Genomic DNA, 15961 nt, shown 5'->3' with positions numbered 1-15961 from the left:
CTTGGCCGCGGAGTGCGGCGGAGCAGAATTCTGGACCGTTGCAACGCTTTGAAGTCACGGAATGGATCCTCGGGTCTGCGCGCGTCGCTACGCTCCTTGCTCCGCCCGTGGATGACGAACCCGCGAAGGCTTTGACCGATTTTCAAGGCCCGCAATTGCGCTTCAAATTTGCGGTGAGGAATTACATCCCGCTATAATCTGCCGGCGCAGATCACAGACAGACCGGAACACCCCATGCTTGCTGGACCCGACGCCCATCGTTGCATCGAATGCGGGCTGCCCTACCGGGCGCCGGGCTTCAGCTACTATCACGGCATGCTCGAGGAAGGCCCCGCCTACTGGACCGATCGCGGCAAATTGTGTTCACCGCAATGCCCGCTCGCGCATCACACGGCGCCGAAGGCACGCTGCCGCAGGAGCAGGCGCCCGATCCGCCCAAGGTGCAGTCGCTGCTCCGGCGCTGACGCCTTTGCCGATACGTCAGCGTATGCTGCGACCCACCGCCTGCAGCGCCAGGAAGGCTTCGTAACGCTTGTCATGCCACGCCCGCATGGCGCCAGTAGCCGGGCTGAAAACATCACCGAGGCGGGACATGGCAGGCATGGCGCTCGACAGGTCGGGATAGCGGCCGGATGCCACCGCTCCGAGCATCGCGGCGCCCAGCAGCACCGGTTCGGGCGATTGCGAGGCGGCGACCGGCAAGCCGACGGCGTCGGCAAGCAGTTGGCGCACCAGCGACGACTGCCCGGCGCCGCCGCTGATGACGATTGTGTCGACGGCAAGACCGGACGATCCCATCGCCGCCACGATCTGACGCACGCCATAGCCCAGGCCGCAAAGCCCGGCCACGTAAAGGCCGACAAGACTTTCGCCGGAACGGTCGGTGCCCAGCCCGGCGATCAGGCCGCGGGCATCCGGATCCGCGAACGGCGAACGATTGCCGAGGAACTCGGGCACGACATGGATGCTTCCCGCAAGGCCGGCCGCCGCCGAAAGGTCGGGCGAACCTGCCATGGCGGCCGCGGCGAGCCAATCGGCAAGCGATTTGCCTTCCGCCGTGGCGCGCGCGGAAGCCTCGGCTGCGGCCGGGTGGAAACGCACAAGAAGGTCGATGGCCGCCCCGGCCGCCGACTGACCGCCCTCGCTCAGCCAGAACCCAGGCACCATGGCGGAATAATAGGGTCCCCACACGCCAGGCACGAAGGCCGGACCTTCGCTGCTCGCCATGGTGCAGGCCGACGTGCCCAGCACATAGGCCATGCGCGACGAGATGGTGCCGCTATCGCCGGCGGCACCCACCGTCCCGACGCCGCCGGCATGGGCATCGATCAGCCCGGCAGCGACGACCGTGCCTGCAACCAGTCCCAATTCAGCCGCGGCCGCCTCGGTCAGGCCGGCGCCCACCGCCGTGCCCGGGTCGACCACTTCGGTGCCTATGCGGGCAAAATGCTCGTCGGCAAGCTCGCCAAGCCCAATGGCATGGAAATAGCTCTCGTCCCAGCGCCGCTCATGGCCGAGATAGGTCCACTTGCAGGCCAGGGTGCAAACCGAGCGGGCCAGGCTGCCGGTGGCGCGCCAGGTCAGGTAGTCGGCCAGGTCGAAGAAATGCGCCGCCCTGGCAAAGGTCTCGGGCAGGTTCTCCTTCAGCCATAGCAGTTTCGGCGTTTCCATTTCCGGTGAGATGACGCCGCCGACATAGTCGAGGACCGGATGCCGGCCGGCGTTGATGCGCCTGGTCTGGTCGAGGGCGCGATGATCCATCCAGACGATGATGTTTCTGTCGCTGTCCCCCGAACGGCCCACCGGCAGAGCCTCGCCATCGTCGGCGACCACCACCAGGGAACAGGTCGCGTCAAAGCCGATGCCGCCGATCTTGCCGGGCTCCACGCCTGATTTTGCAACCGCCTCGCGCACGCTCGCGCATACCGCCTGCCAGATGTCTCGGCTGGACTGCTCCGCAATCTCGCCGGGCTCGATGAAGAGAGCGATGTCGCGCTTGGCTGAAGCCAGGAGTTGTCCTCGCTCGTCGAAGACGCCGGCGCGCGCGCTACCGGTGCCGACATCGATGCCGATGAAGTGGGAAGGCATGGGGAGACCTCAAAAGTGGGGCAGTAGGCAGTAGGCAGTAGGCGATGGTCATTCGTGAATGATGGCCCGCAAGTGACTTTTCCCCATTCCCTACTGCCTACTGCCTAATCACTACAGATCGTTGCTCTGCGGCAGGATGACCAGGTCGCGAATGGTGACGTTTCGCGGCCGCGTGAGCATGAACAAAACAGCGTCCGCGACCTCGGTGGGCTGCATCAGGCCACCGGCCGCCAGCTCGTCCTCGAGCTTCTGCTTCGGCCAATCGCTGATCAGCGCCGTCACCACCGGCCCCGGTGCCACGGCGCCGACGCGCAGACCGTGCTTGGCCACCTGCCTGCGCAGCGTATGGACGAACGCCTGTATGGCATGTTTCGAGGCCGTGTAGACCGGCTCCCAGACCACAGGGACGAGGCCGGCGATGGAACTGGTGACGATGATGTCGCCGGTCTTGCGCTCGACCATGTGCGGCAAGACCGCATGCACCGAGCGGAAGACCGAGTTGATGTTGAGGTTCAGCATGCGGTCCCAGGCGTCCGGATCGCCGTTGAGGATCTCGCCGCCCACATAGGAGCCGGCATTGGCGTGAAAGATGTCGAGTTGGCCGGCCTTTTCGAGGATCCCAGGCATCATCGTCGCCACGCTTGCGGGGCTGGTGAGGTCGACCACCAGCGGAATCGCGCCTTCGCCGAGTTCGGCGACGATCTCCTTCAGCTTGTCCTGCGCCCTGTCGACCAGCACCACCCGAGCGCCGGCGGCAAGCATCGCCCTGGCGCATTCGAGACCGATACCCGATGCCGCACCGGTGACCGCGGCGACTTTTCCCGAAAGATTCTGAGCCATGTTACCCTTCCGTTTGAACTGTTCAGGCGCGGCCGTGCGAAGCACGGGATCGGCGCGCCAGGGAATCGACGATCACGGCGATTGCCAACACGGCACCGGTGATCATGTAACGAAGCGACGAGGACAGATCGAGCAGCGTCAGGCCGCTGGCGATCGACTGGATGACGATGATACCGAGCAGCGCGGAATAGGCGCTGCCGCGGCCGCCGAACAGGCTGGTGCCGCCGATGACCGCGGCCGCGATCGCGTTCAGGTTGACGTCGCCGGTGCCGGCCTGCTGGCTGGCGGAAGCGAGCCGCGCGGCCGCGAGCACGCCACCGAGCGCGGCGAAGGTGGAGCATAGCGCAAAGGCGCTGAGGTAGATGGCGCGCACCTTGATGCCGGCGCGCCGCGCCGCCTCCCGGTTGCCGCCAACGGCGGTCATCGAACGCCCCCATTTGGTTCTGGTCAGGGCGTAATTCATCGCCGCGGCGAGGCCGACGAACAGGCCGAACATCCATGGGATGCCGCGCGACTGGTTGAGGTAGGCGACGATCAGCTCGAGGCCGACGGTTATGGCGGCGACGCGTAAGATGAGTCCGGTGGCCGAGGGGGTCGACAGGTTGGCCGCGCGGCGGCGCGCGAAGGTGCGAAGCCCGCTGACCAGCATCGCCAGGCCGGGGATCGCGGCCAGGGTGTGCGAGACCCATTTCGGCATCACCATCAGCTGGCCGAAATCCACCAGGGCGGAGCCATAGGGCAGATTGATCGACCCGGTGGAGCCGAGGATATAGAGCTGCATGCCCAGCACCGCGAGCAGGCCGGCGAGCGTCGAGACGAAGCTCGGCATGCCCAGCCGGTTGAACAGCAGGGCGTAGAGCGAGCCGATCAGCGCGCCGAAGGCCAGCGCGGCGACGATGGCGAGCGCGACCGGCCATCCCTGGTTGACCCAGAGCGTGCCGACGATCGCCGATGCGAACCCGCTGACGGAGCCGACGGAGAGGTCGATCTCGCCCACCATCAGCACGCAAACGATGCCGAGCGCGATGACACCGACCGTCGAACAATCGAACAGAAGATTGACCAGATTGCTGCTCGAAACGAACACGGGATTGAGACTGGTGAACACAGTCCAGATGACCACGAGGCCGACGACGACCGGCAGCGAGCCGAGATCGCCGCTGCGCACGCGATCGAGAAAGGAGCGAACCGCTCCGCCGAGACCTGTCTGGTGCTTCACCCGCACGTCGGCGCGGTCGAGCGCCATTGGGGCGGAGGTGCCTTGCTCTGGTGTCATTGGCGCTGCTCCTTCGCCTGCCCGCTGTCGGCGCTGTCGCGGTGCGCCCGCAGCCGCTCCGCGCGACGCGACACCGCATTGTTGGACGCGCCGGTGATGGCGCTCACCAGATCCTGGTTCGAAGCGTCGGGGTCGAAGACGCCGTTGTTGCGCCCCAGCCGCAGCACCACGATGCGGTCGGCGACCGCACGGACATCCTCCATGTTGTGGCTGATCATCACGACGCCGAGGCCGCGCGCGCGGACGCGGTCGATAAGATTGAGCACCTCCGCCGTCTGGGCGACGCCGAGCGCGGCGGTCGGCTCGTCGAGGAGGATGAGTTTCGGCTCGAGCAGCAACGAGCGCGCGATGGCGACCGTCTGGCGTTGGCCGCCGGACAGCGAGGCGACCGCCTCGCGCACGCTCGGGATACGCGCCGACAATTCGTTGAGCAGCGTCCAGGCCCGCATCTCCATCGCCACCTCGTCCAGCCGAAGCGGGCTGAGCTCGTTGCCGAGGAATATGTTGGCGACCACGTCGAGATTTTCGCACAGCGCAAGATCCTGGAACACCGTGGCGATGCCCAGCGTCAGCGCCGCCCGCGGGTCGGGCAGCGTGACCTCGCTGCCGCGAAAATTGATCGTCCCCGAGCTCGGCTGGTGCACGCCGGCAAGAATCTTGACCAACGTCGACTTTCCGGCGCCGTTGTCGCCGACCAACGCGACGACCTCGCCGGCGTGGACGTCGAAGTCGATATCGGTCAGCGCCGAAACGGCGCCGAAATGCTTCGATATGCCGCGCAGGCTGAGCACCAGCTCGCCGACGGAAACCGACGTTTCGGGACTCTCACTCATGCACTGACCTTTCGTGACGATCGGGTTTCCTGGACATCCGGCCGCCTATCGGGGCGGCCGGATGCCATGGGACCTGATCAGTTTGTGATGCCGAGCTTCTTGCAGCCCTCGACATAGCGATCGACGCAGAGCTCGGCGGCCGTGTTGATCTTTTTGTCGATGATCTCGGCCTTGAGGTTCTCCTGCGTCACCACCGCCGGGGTGAAGAGCTGCGAGGGCGTGTCGTAAAGGGTCATCTCGGCCTTGGGCGCCTCGCCGGACAAGAGCTTGATGGCAACGTTGGCCGCGGCGGCCGCGACGATCTCGCTCGGTTTGGAGATGGTGTTGTACTGGTCACCGGCGATGATCAGCTGCAAGGCCGCGATCGTCGCATCGTTGCCGGTCACCGGGGGAACCGGATCCACGCCGGCCGCCTTGAAGGCTGCGATCGCGCCGCCGCCGGTGCCGTCATTGGCGGCGACGACGCCGAGGATCTTGGTCCCAAAGCGCGTGATCTGACCGCTGGCCCATTGCTGGGCCTTCGGCGGCGCCCATTCCGGCGTATCGAACTCGGCAAGGATCGGATAGCCGCTGTTGTCGAGGCCCTCGTGGATGCCCTTCTTGATCAGCCCGGCGGCAGCGTCGGTCGGCGAGCCGTTGATCTGCAGCAGACCGCCACCGGCCGGGTCCACCTTCAGGGCCTTGAGGTGCTCGATCAGCGAGTCGGCGATGGCCTTGCCGATGCCCTCGTTGTTGAAGGACACGTAGAAATCGGCGGGCGCCGTGGGGATGGGCCGGTCATAGGCGATCACCTTGACGCCCTGGCTCTGCGCGAGCTTGACCAGCGAGGCGGCGGCGGTCGAATCGACCGGATCGAGCACGATGGCCTTGGCGCCCTGCGAGATCACCGAATTGAACTGCTGCTGCTGGCGCGCGGCATCGGCGTCGGCGTTCTGGTAGATCACCTTGCAGCCCGGGCAAAGCTTCTTCATCTCGGCGACGAAGCCGGGATAGTCGTGCTGCTCGTAGCGGGTCGATGCCTGGTCGGGCATCAGGAAGGCAACCGTAGCGTCGGTAACCGTGTCGGCGTATGCCGCCGTGCTGCCAAGCAGCGAGACGGCGAAAACGGCCGCGATCGTCGATTTCAAGGCAAACGGCGATTTCCATGCATATCTGGTCATTCGAATGTCTCCGTTTCGAGAAATGGTTTCACGAGGACCTGCGCGGTGCACGCGCCAGGCCTTGACTGCATGTCGAACTGTTGAAAGGAGTATGATCAGCAGCGGCCGAGGATCGATCGACCCCAGTAAGCCAACGCAAGCATCCTCCTGAACGTGCTGGATTTCAGAACAAACGATCTCCAGCACAGGGTGCCCGGCACCCCGCGTCTTTCCTTCCCTGAATGTCTCTTTGTTTGACGACGCAATTCCGGACGGAAAATCTTTTCAGACTGGAATTGCTTTAGGCTCCTCCCGTTACCTCCCTGTTAGGCGGCGATCTCCGCGTTGACGTTCTGCGCCAGCAAGGCCCTGAAGCGCGAAGGCGACATGCCTTTCTGCGCCAGGAACTGACGATTGAAATTCGAGATGTTGTTGTAGCCGGCCGCGTAGCAGATTTCGGTGATCGACATCTGGCCTTCGCTCATCAACAGCTGGCAGGCGAGGTTGATGCGCAGGCGGTTGACATACTGCACCAGCGCCATTCCCGTGTGCCGGCGGAAGCTGCGCGAGAAGGCGCTCGGGCTGCGCCCGGCGATCTCGGCCAAGGTGCCTTCGCTGAAGGGCTCGGTCAGGTGGCAGTTGATGTAAGCGAGCGCCTGGTTGATGCCGGCCGACATGAAGCCGGAGGGGTCGGGAAGATAGCCGGCGCTGGCCAGGGTGCGGACATCGCCGGCGCGGCTCAAGATATCGAGCACGGCCATGAACAGCGACAGGCGGCGCACGCCTTGCGCCTCGACCAGTTCCGCCAGCAAGGGCGCCGCGAGATCAGCCGTCGCCAGCGAGAACAGCGCGCCGCGGCGGCTGGTCTCGAGAATGCCGGCACAGGCGGCAAGTTCGGGCAGCGCGGCGGTAGCGTCGGCAATGAATTCTTCGGAGAACTGGACGACACGGCCGCGCAGCGGCACGGTCTCGCCAGGCGGCACGTCGCTGACCCAGTTGTGCGGCAGGTTGGGGCCTGTGAGCACCAAATTGCCCGGCTCGAACTCGCCGATGAAGTCGCCGACGAAATAGCGACCGTTGGTGGCGACGACCAGATGCAGCTCGTATTCGGGATGGAAATGCCAGCGCACGGTGCGGAAAGGATAGCCGTGGGCCCAGGCCTTGAACGACTCACCCTGTCTGATCTGGACGACTTCCAGGTCCGGATTCATCTTCATTTTCCTCCCCGCGCGGGTCCGGTCTTGTGACCGGTTGCTGCGCTTCGTCCGGCAGACCCCGTGTATTCCCACTGGCCGCCGTGATTGAAAGCTTAGGCGGCAATTGAAACGCCTGCCACCACGGCTTGTCCACCCGACCGATACTTTTTTGACGTTTTGGCGCGGACGGAAACCGCCGACGGCATAAACGATCCTTGGCTGCGAAGCACTTCCTTAACCATAGCGGTTCAGGATCGTTCCCTGGTCAGCGGGGACACCCTGATTGAAAAAGCCGGCGCGCCCTCTTCGCCGCCTGGCGCTTCTCGCGGTGGCGGTTGCGCTGGGCACGGCGGCAAAGGCCTCGGATTTCTCCGAGCCGTGGAAGAATGCCGACCGCCCGCTGGTGATCGACGCCTATGAATACAACTCGATCGACTGGCAGCAGCTCGTCACCGACAAGCGCATCGCCGGCTTCATCAACAAGGCGTCCGACGGGCTGCCGCCGCCCTATTTCTGCTTCGGCGCCGAGGCCGACGTCAAACTCTGCAAGACGCAATGGAAACGCTACGCGGTGACGCGCGAGCTGTTCCAGACGCGCAAGGTGGTGGCCAAGGCGCTCGGCCTGAAATGGGGCGCCTATCACCTCGCGCGGCCCGGCAACCCGGTCGAGCAGGCCAACAATTTCATCGATTTCGCGGAACCGGCGCCGGATGAGCTGCTTGCGCTCGACATCGAAGGCATCGATCCCACGCAATGGATGTCGCTGGAGGACGCCGAGGAATTCGTGCGCCAGGTGCACCGCCGCCTCGGCCGCTTCCCGGTGCTCTACGCCAACGGCAAGACCGCCCAGTACATTGCCGACAACCGTTACCAGTACCGCCTGCTGTCGCGGCTGCCGCTCTGGTATGCGCGCTACAAGCCGGACATCGACGTGCATTTCCCGATGGGCAATTGGCAGGGCTATGCGCTGTGGCAGTTCTCCGCGCAGGCCAATTGCGGCCGCTTCAGATGTCCCTATCGGGTGCCGGGCACGCCCAACGACATCGACGTCAGTGTCGCGCCGATGAGCGCCGATGAACTGCGCCGGCAATGGGCCTTCGGCGGGCTGCTGGACGTGCCGGCCGACTACCTCGCCTCGATCCCGGTGCCGATTTCGCGTCAGGCCGCGTTGGCCGGCAAAGTCACCATCACCTACGCCGATGTGGCGACGCCGCCGACCTTCGAGGAAATGGCCGCCGTGCTCGGCGCGCGCTGGGACAAGTTCCGCGACGGGTTCCGCATGCCGGTGGTGAAGACGGTGCCGCAGCGGCCAGGTTTCGGCATCGCGCAATATGTCGCCTGGAAACGCAGCGGACAGCGCACGCCGGAGCAGATCGATGCGGCCTTTGCCGCGGTGGCCGATCCGGTCAGCACCGCCTCGACGGCGCTCGATCGACCCCGCCACTGATCATTCCAAATCAACTGTCGTAAGGGCACGTTTTCGGAACTCGCTGCTGCGAGTCATATGAAGGTGTTTTCGAGAACCTGAGCGGAGCGTACATTGAGCAGGTGAGCACCTTCAGACGGCCGCGGAAATACAGTTCCAAACGAGCTCTCAGCGATGGCTGCCCAGGCTGGCGTACATGCCGGTGGTGCGAAACTGCGTCGGGTTGATGCCGTAGCAGCGGCGAAACACCTTTGAGAAGTAGTTCGGGTCCTCGAAACCGCACAGCACCGCGACCTCCTTCACCGGGAGAAAATCCGCCCTGGTCAGAAGCTTCGCCGCGCGCTGCAGGCGTTGTTGCAGGACGAACTCGGCTGGCGGCAACCCTTCGCTCTCGGCAAAGCAGCGCGAAAAATGCGCGCGACTGAGGCCGCTGATCTGGACGAGCTCGTCCACCGGCAGCGGCTTGTCGAGATTGGCGTTGATGTGGTCGATGACAGGTTGCATGGCGCTCTGCTTTTCAGCGAAGGCGTGCGAACCGAAGACATCGTCATAGAGCGCCATCGCCGCCTCGTAGGCGATCGCCGACGCGGCGCCCGGCGAGCCGGCTCCCTTGATAAGCCGCAGGCTGCAATCGGCGAGATGGTCGATGGTCGCCGGCTGCAGCCGGAAGACAGGCCCGGAGACGCTGAGGATGGACTTGTGGACGCGCAGCGCTTCCTCGCCATTCATCGATATCCAGAAATATTCCCAGCGGTCGCCCGGCGCCAACCAGTAGCGGTGGTTGTGCGGCACCAACACCAGAAGCGTGTCGTTGGCCTGCAGGCGATAGTTGCGGTTTTCGTAGCGCAGCTGACCGATGCCGCTGATCGTGTGCTGGAGCACTGTGAATGGGGTCTGGCCGCGCTTCCGGCCGTCCCAGTCGTAGGTTTCGTGCTGGCGCACCTCATAGCCGGTGCTGGTCGGCATGGCGTGCAGGCGTTGGCGACCGCGCGGCAGCGAAATCGTGCGCATCAATTGTCCGTTAGCGATCAGGTCCCGCAGCACAAAATTACCCTCGAAAGCATAATCCTTCTCTGGCCGAGCGCGCGAATAAGCGCATAATCAGGCCCTCAAGAACGGGAATGACCCGCGGTCGAGGAGCGGGCGGGAGGAAAAAAGCCGGATTTCCGGCTTTGAGCGGTGCGTGCGCCATGGCGCGTGGCCGTATCCTCCCTTGCTGCTCCTTGCCTAGCATTCGATTGGATCGAGGTGAAGGTGAGCTTCAAAATCGCTATTATCGGCGCCGGCAGCGTCGGATTCACCAAGAAGCTGTTCACCGACATTCTGTGCGTACCGGAATTCAAGGACATCGAATTCGCGCTGACCGACGTCAGCGAGCACAATCTGGGCATGATCAAGGCGATCCTCGACCGGATCGTCGAGGCCAACAATCTGCCGACCAGGGTGACGGCGACGACCGACCGCCGCAAGGCGCTGGAGGGCGCGCGCTATATCATCAGCTGCGTGCGCGTCGGCGGCCTCGAAGCCTATGCCGACGACATCCGCATTCCGCTGAAATATGGCATCGACCAGTGCGTCGGCGATACGATCTGCGCCGGCGGCATCCTCTACGGTCAGCGCAACATTCCGGTGATTCTCGACTTCTGCAGGGATATCCGCGAGGTCGCCGACGCCGGCGCCAAGTTCCTCAACTATGCCAATCCGATGGCGATGAATACCTGGGCGGCGATCGAATATGGCAAGGTCGACACTGTCGGGCTCTGCCACGGCGTCCAGCATGGCGCCGAGCAGATCGCAGAAGTGCTGGGCGCCAAGTCGGCCAAGGAGCTCGACTATGTCTGCTCCGGCATCAATCACCAGACCTGGTTCATCGACTTGCGGCTGAACGGCCGGCCGATCGGCAAGGATGAGCTCATTGCCGCCTTCGAGGCGCATCCGGTCTTTTCGAAGCAGGAAAAGCTGCGCATCGACGTGCTGAAGCGCTTCGGCGTCTATTCGACCGAAAGCAACGGCCACCTGTCGGAATACCTGCCCTGGTACCGCAAGCGTCCCGACGAGATCGCGCGCTGGATCGACATGTCCGACTGGATCCACGGCGAAACCGGCGGCTATCTGCGCTACTCGACCGAAACCCGCAATTGGTTCGAGACCGAATATCCGCAGTTCCTCGAAGCCGCGTCGAAGCCGATCGATCCGGCCAGGCGCTCCAACGAGCATGCCAGCCACATATTGGAGGCGCTGGAGACCAACCGCGTCTATCGCGGCCACTTCAACGTCAAGAATGAAGGCGTGATCACCAACCTGCCGCAGGACGCCATCATCGAGTCGCCCGGTTTCGTCGACCGGTTCGGCATCAACATGGCGGCCGGCATCACGCTGCCGGAGGCGTGCGCGGCAACCTGCATGTCCTCGATCAACGTTCAGCGCATGTCGGTGCATGCAGCGATCGCCGGCGACATCGACCTTTTGAAACTCGCCGTGCTGCACGACCCGCTGGTCGGAGCCGTGTCCACGCCGGAAGAGGTCTGGCAGATGGTGGACGAGATGGTCGTCGCCCAGGCCGCATGGCTGCCGCAATACGCCCAGGCCGTTCCGGCGGCAAAAGAGCGGCTTTCGAAATCGAAGATCAAGACCCGGGATTGGGCGGGCGCCGCGCGGCGAAGCGTGCGCTCGATCGAGGAATTGCGCGCCGAAAAGGCGACGCTGAAACAGGTGGGCTGAGATCCGCTGGCAGGCAGACGGGTGTGCAGGAGGCAGCCCGTCAAATCAGCCGTCCAGAACAAGAGGCGGACAGCAACAAACGTCCAAACAACTGGGAGGAGACTATGAGGACCTTGCACAGAATTGGCATTGCCGCCGGGCTGATGCTCAGCGTTTCAACTGTGGCATTTGCGGCGCTGGCTTCCGAGCCGACGGTGCCGCCGGAGCCGGCTGCGTTCCCGGCCGAAGGCAAGATCAAATATGTGGCGCGCGACTCCATCCTGGAGTTCAAGGCGCTGCCGCAATATCACGAGCCCGACTGGGTCACCGAAAAATATGTCAAGACCGGCAAGCTGCCGCCGGTCAAGGACAGGTTGCCGAAGGAGCCGCTGGTCTTCAAGACCGGCAACATGCCCGACGGCATCGGCGTCTATGGCGACACGATGCGCCATGTCATCGGCGGCCGGCCGGAAGGCTGGAACTACGGCGCCGGCCAGACGCAAGGCTGGGGCGGCATCGACATCGGCCTGTCCGAATGCCTGACACGCACGGCGCCGCTGTTCCAGGTCGAGGCCAAGGACACCGAGCCGCTGCCCAACCTCGCCAAGAGCTGGGACTGGTCGAGCGACGGCCACAAGCTGACCATGCATCTGGTCGAAGGCGCCAAATGGTCGGACGGCGCGCCCTTCAACGCCGACGACGTCATGTTCTACTGGGACGATGAGGTGGTCGATCCGAACGTCTCGCCGCTCAACGGCGCGACGCCGGAAACCTTCGGCGTTGGCACCACGCTGAAGAAGATCGACGACTACACCGTCGAGTGGACCTTCAAGGAGGCGTTCCCGAGGCAGTATCTCTATGCGATGGCGTACGGCACTTTCTGCCCCGGCCCGTCGCACATATTGAAGCCGCAGCATCCGAAATACTCGAAGAACACCTACGACCAGTTCAAGAACGCCTTCCCGCCGGAATTCATGAACATGCCGGTGATGGGCGCCTGGGTGCCGGTCGAATACCGGCCGGACGACATCATCGTCATGCGCCGCAACCCCTATTATTGGAAGGTCGACGAGAAGGGCAACCAGCTGCCTTACCTCAACGAGCTGCACTACAAGCTCTCGACCTGGGCCGACCGTGACGTGCAGGCGGTGGCCGGCTCCGGCGACTTCTCCAACCTCGAGCAGCCGGAAAATTTCGTCGCCTCGCTGAAGCGCGCGGCCGACCCGAATGCGCCGGCCAGGCTCGCCTTCGGCCCGCGCCTCATCGGCTACAATCTGCGGCTGAACTTTTCCGCCAATGGCTGGGGAAATCCGGACGAGCGCGGCCAGGCGATCCGCGAATTGAACCGCAACGAGGACTTCCGCAAGGCCGTGACCATGGCGCTCGACCGCAAGGCGCTGGGCGACTCGCTGGTCAAGGGTCCGTTCACCGCCATCTATCCGGGCGGCTTCTCGTCCGGCACCAGCTTCTACGACCGCAAGTCGACGGTCTACTATCCCTTCGATCTCGAAGGCGCCAAGGCCGAACTCGCCAAGGCCGGGCTCAAGGACACCGACGGCGACGGCTTCGTGAATTTCCCGGCCGGCACCGCCGGCGGCAAGAACGTCGAGATCGTGATGCTGGTCAACAACGACTACACGACCGACAAGAGCCTTGCCGAAGGCGTCGTCGCGCAGATGGAGAAACTGGGCTTGCGGGTCGTGCTCAACGGTCTCAACGGCACCCAGCGCGATGCCACGCAATATTCCGGCCGCTTCGACTGGCTGATCCGGCGCAACGAGCAGGAGCTGACGTCCGTCGTGCAGAACACCGTGCAACTCGCGCCCGTCGGCCCCAAAACCAGTTGGGATCACCGAGCGCCCGAAAGCGGTGTGGTCGACCTGATGCCTTTCGAAAAGGACCTTGTCGACATCGTCAGCAAGTTCGTCTCTTCGTCAGACAATGACGAGCGTGCCAGCCTGATGAAGAAATTCCAGAAGATCTCGACCGAACACGTCTACAACATCGGCTTGACGGAATATCCCGGTGCGTTGATCGTCAACAAGCGCTTCTCCAACGTCCCGCAGGGCACGCCGATCTTCATGTTCAACTGGGCCGAGGATTCGATCATCCGCGAACGGGTTTTCGTCGCGGCCGACAAACAGGCGAAATATGAATTGTTCCCCGAAGAGCTTCCCGGCAAGCCCGGAGACAAGGGCCCGATGTAAGGTTGACCTCCCCTGACGAGAGACGTCCGGCCGCGCCGCGGCGCGGCCGGACAAGCAATCCGGCAAACGAACCGAATGTTACCGGCGAGAAAGGAAGCAGACCGTCAATGTTGCGATTCCTGTCCATGCGCATAGCGTCGGCGCTTCCCGTCCTCGCCATTTTGAGCCTGGTCACCTTCGCCATCATCCAGGCGCCGCCGGGCGACTATGCAGACTACATCCGCTCGCAGCTGATCAACCAGGGCGGCGCCTCGTTCGCCCAAGCCGACGCGCAGGCGCAGGCCTATCGCGTCGAACATGGCCTCGATAAGCCGCTGCCCATCCAGTACCTCAACTGGATTGGCGGCATCGTCACCCGCGGCGATTTCGGCTACAGCCTCTATTACAACAAGCCGGTGGCCGACGTGGTCGGCGAGAGGTTGCCGCGCACGCTGCTCTTGGCGCTGGTCTGCCACCTGCTTGCCTCGGTGCTGGGCATCACCTTCGGCATATGGGCGGCAACGCGACAGTATTCCTGGATCGACTCCACACTGTCGGCCATCTCTTTCCTGGGCATGACGGTACCGCGCTTCCTGATGGCGCTGATCATCGTCTATCTGCTGGTCTTCCAGTTCAACGTCTCGGAAATCGGCTCGTTCTTCTCGCCGCAATATGGCGGCGCGCCATGGTCGTGGGCGAAGTTCGTCGACCTGGTCAAGCACGTCTGGCCGGTGGTGGCGATCGCGACGTTCGGCGGGCTCGCCTACAACATGCGCGTCATGCGCGGCAACCTGCTCGATACGCTCAACGCGCAGTATGTCGAGACGGCGAAAGCCAAGGGGCTGACCGGCGGCGCCGTGGTCATGCGCCACGCCGTGCCCAACGCGCTGCATCCGCTGGTGATGTATCAGGGCGTGGTGCTGCCCTACATGCTGACCGGCGAGATCGAGACGGCGATCATCTTCGCGCTGCCCACCGTCGGCCCGGCGATCGTCGGTTCCATGGCAGTCGGCGACGTCTATGTCACGGCCACCTTCATGATGGTGCTGTCGGCGACGCTGATCGTGGGCAACATCATCGCCGATATGCTGCTCGTCCTGCTCGACCCGCGCATCCGCCAGTTCGGAGAGCGCTAGATGCTGGCCCGCGATCCGTCCCCGCCCCCTCTGCCGGCCGAAGGCGTAACGATAGCCGAACCCGCGCATGGCAACGAGAGCTATTTGGCGCTGGTCTGGCGCCGGCTGAAGCGTTCCTGGACCGGCATGGCCGGCCTTTGCCTGGTGGTGCTGCTGCTGCTCATGGCGATGTTCGCCGAATTCCTGGCGCCGATGGACCCCAAGGCGACCGACGTCGCCTTCGCCCCGCCGCAGGTGCCTGTCTTTCACGACAAGGACGGCAATTTCGTCGCCCGGCCACGGGTCTACGCGCTGGCCGATTCGGCCGATCTCGACCCGGTCACCTTCCAGCCGATCGTCGGGCCGGACTACGACCATCCCAGACTGCTCGGCTTCTTCGTCGCGGGCGCGCCCTACAAGCTCTTCGGGCTCATCCCTGCGGACCGGCATTTGTTCGCCTCGATGGACGGCCAGCCGGTGCATTTCCTCGGCACCGACAAGTTCGGCCGCGATGTGCTGTCGCGCGCGATCCATGGCTCACGCGTGTCGCTGATGATCGCGCTGACGGTCGTGTTCATCATCACCGTCATCGGCACCAGCGTCGGCATGGTGTCCGGCTATTTCGGCGGCAAATTCGATGTCTGGATGCAGCGCTTCGTCGAGCTTGTGCTCGCCTTTCCGCAACTGCCGCTCTATCTCGCGCTGACGACGCTGATCCCGGTCACCGCGCCGACCAACGTCTTCCTCGCCTTTGTCATCATCGTCATGTCGGCGCTGGGCTGGGCGCAGATGTCGCGCGAGGTACGCGGCAAGACGCTGGCGCTGGCGCGCATCGATTATGTCCGCGCCGCCATGGCCGTCGGCGCCACCGACCGGCGCATCATCCTGCAGCACATCCTCCCCAATGTGATGAGCCACGTGATCGTCGCGGTAACGCTGGCGATCCCCACGGTGGTGCTGCTGGAATCCTTCCTCGGTTTCCTCGGCTTCGCGGTGAAGCCGCCGCTGATTTCCTGGGGCCTGATGCTGCAGGACACCGCGACCTATTCGGTCATCGGCACCTATCCGTGGATCCTGTCGCCGGTCGGCTTCGTGCTGATCACCGTGTTTGCCTTCAACGCGCTGGGCGACGGCCTGCGCGATGCCGTCGATCCTTATTGAG

At 64.1% G+C, this 15961-nt stretch carries 12 protein-coding genes and 1 pseudogene; 6 read left to right on the top strand and 7 right to left on the bottom strand.

Going from position 1 to position 15961, the window contains the following annotated elements:
- Positions 1-234 precede the first annotated feature (234 nt).
- Positions 235-464, top strand: a pseudogene (locus F3H96_RS31140) (hypothetical protein).
- A 16-nt stretch (positions 465-480) separates the two neighbouring features.
- On the opposite strand, the gene F3H96_RS17505 reads toward F3H96_RS31140, so the two are convergent.
- From F3H96_RS17505 to F3H96_RS17480, 6 genes are all read right to left on the bottom strand, one after another.
- The gene (locus tag F3H96_RS17505; RefSeq protein WP_149802978.1) at positions 481-2088 is read right to left on the bottom strand and encodes an FGGY-family carbohydrate kinase; all 1608 of its coding nucleotides are present in this window, start codon (positions 2086-2088) and stop codon (positions 481-483) included.
- Positions 2089-2199: 111 nt separating this feature from the next.
- The gene (locus F3H96_RS17500; RefSeq protein ID WP_149802977.1) at positions 2200-2928 is read right to left on the bottom strand and encodes an SDR family oxidoreductase; all 729 of its coding nucleotides are present in this window, start codon (positions 2926-2928) and stop codon (positions 2200-2202) included.
- 22 nt (positions 2929-2950) lie between these two features.
- Positions 2951-4204, bottom strand: coding sequence for a sugar ABC transporter permease (locus tag F3H96_RS17495; protein ID WP_149802976.1), 1254 nt, complete (start codon positions 4202-4204; stop codon positions 2951-2953).
- Positions 4201-5037, bottom strand: a complete 837-nt coding sequence (locus F3H96_RS17490) for an ATP-binding cassette domain-containing protein (protein ID WP_149802975.1) — start codon at positions 5035-5037, stop codon at positions 4201-4203. The genes F3H96_RS17495 and F3H96_RS17490 overlap by 4 nt, the downstream gene beginning before the upstream one ends.
- Positions 5038-5114: 77 nt before the next feature.
- On the bottom strand, positions 5115-6197 hold the full coding sequence (locus tag F3H96_RS17485) for a sugar ABC transporter substrate-binding protein (RefSeq protein ID WP_149802974.1): 1083 nt from the start codon (positions 6195-6197) through the stop codon (positions 5115-5117).
- Between the two features lie 305 nt (positions 6198-6502).
- Positions 6503-7387: an AraC family transcriptional regulator gene (locus F3H96_RS17480; RefSeq protein WP_149803076.1), complete on the bottom strand. Its 885-nt coding sequence runs from the start codon at positions 7385-7387 to the stop codon at positions 6503-6505.
- Between the two features lie 268 nt (positions 7388-7655).
- Here F3H96_RS17480 and F3H96_RS17475 point away from each other — a divergent pair, with 268 nt between their 5' ends.
- The gene (locus F3H96_RS17475; RefSeq protein WP_149802973.1) at positions 7656-8819 is read left to right on the top strand and encodes a glycoside hydrolase family 25 protein; all 1164 of its coding nucleotides are present in this window, start codon (positions 7656-7658) and stop codon (positions 8817-8819) included.
- Positions 8820-8966: 147 nt separating this feature from the next.
- Here F3H96_RS17475 and F3H96_RS17470 read toward each other — a convergent pair whose 3' ends face one another.
- A complete protein-coding gene (locus F3H96_RS17470; RefSeq protein WP_149802972.1) occupies positions 8967-9809 on the bottom strand; it encodes an AraC family transcriptional regulator in 843 nt (280 codons plus the stop codon).
- Positions 9810-10052: 243 nt separating this feature from the next.
- Here F3H96_RS17470 and F3H96_RS17465 point away from each other — a divergent pair, with 243 nt between their 5' ends.
- The 4 genes from F3H96_RS17465 (at position 10053) to F3H96_RS17450 (ending at position 15960) form a co-directional block, all read left to right on the top strand.
- Positions 10053-11519, top strand: coding sequence for an alpha-glucosidase/alpha-galactosidase (locus F3H96_RS17465; protein WP_149802971.1), 1467 nt, complete (start codon positions 10053-10055; stop codon positions 11517-11519).
- Positions 11520-11623: 104 nt separating this feature from the next.
- A complete protein-coding gene (locus F3H96_RS17460; protein WP_149802970.1) occupies positions 11624-13705 on the top strand; it encodes an ABC transporter substrate-binding protein in 2082 nt (693 codons plus the stop codon).
- A 107-nt stretch (positions 13706-13812) separates the two neighbouring features.
- Positions 13813-14820, top strand: coding sequence for an ABC transporter permease (locus F3H96_RS17455; protein WP_149802969.1), 1008 nt, complete (start codon positions 13813-13815; stop codon positions 14818-14820).
- Entirely contained in the window at positions 14821-15960 is a 1140-nt protein-coding gene (locus F3H96_RS17450; RefSeq protein ID WP_149802968.1) for an ABC transporter permease, read from the top strand.
- Position 15961 lies beyond the last annotated feature (1 nt).

The organism is Mesorhizobium sp. NFR06 (genome assembly GCF_900115245.1).
GTDB lineage: Bacteria > Pseudomonadota > Alphaproteobacteria > Rhizobiales > Rhizobiaceae > Mesorhizobium.
Note: the sequence above shows the minus strand (reverse complement) of the source record. Positions and strands in the feature narration are given on the sequence as shown.

Coding starts and splice junctions, on each gene's coding strand:
- F3H96_RS17505 (WP_149802978.1), bottom strand. CDS start 2,088: ATGCCTTCCCACTTCATCGGCATCGATGTCGGCACCGGTAGCGCGCGC.
- F3H96_RS17500 (WP_149802977.1), bottom strand. CDS start 2,928: ATGGCTCAGAATCTTTCGGGAAAAGTCGCCGCGGTCACCGGTGCGGCA.
- F3H96_RS17495 (WP_149802976.1), bottom strand. CDS start 4,204: ATGACACCAGAGCAAGGCACCTCCGCCCCAATGGCGCTCGACCGCGCC.
- F3H96_RS17490 (WP_149802975.1), bottom strand. CDS start 5,037: ATGAGTGAGAGTCCCGAAACGTCGGTTTCCGTCGGCGAGCTGGTGCTC.
- F3H96_RS17485 (WP_149802974.1), bottom strand. CDS start 6,197: ATGACCAGATATGCATGGAAATCGCCGTTTGCCTTGAAATCGACGATC.
- F3H96_RS17480 (WP_149803076.1), bottom strand. CDS start 7,387: ATGAATCCGGACCTGGAAGTCGTCCAGATCAGACAGGGTGAGTCGTTC.
- F3H96_RS17470 (WP_149802972.1), bottom strand. CDS start 9,809: ATGCGCACGATTTCGCTGCCGCGCGGTCGCCAACGCCTGCACGCCATG.
- F3H96_RS17460 (WP_149802970.1), top strand. CDS start 11,624: ATGAGGACCTTGCACAGAATTGGCATTGCCGCCGGGCTGATGCTCAGC.
- F3H96_RS17455 (WP_149802969.1), top strand. CDS start 13,813: ATGTTGCGATTCCTGTCCATGCGCATAGCGTCGGCGCTTCCCGTCCTC.
- F3H96_RS17450 (WP_149802968.1), top strand. CDS start 14,821: ATGCTGGCCCGCGATCCGTCCCCGCCCCCTCTGCCGGCCGAAGGCGTA.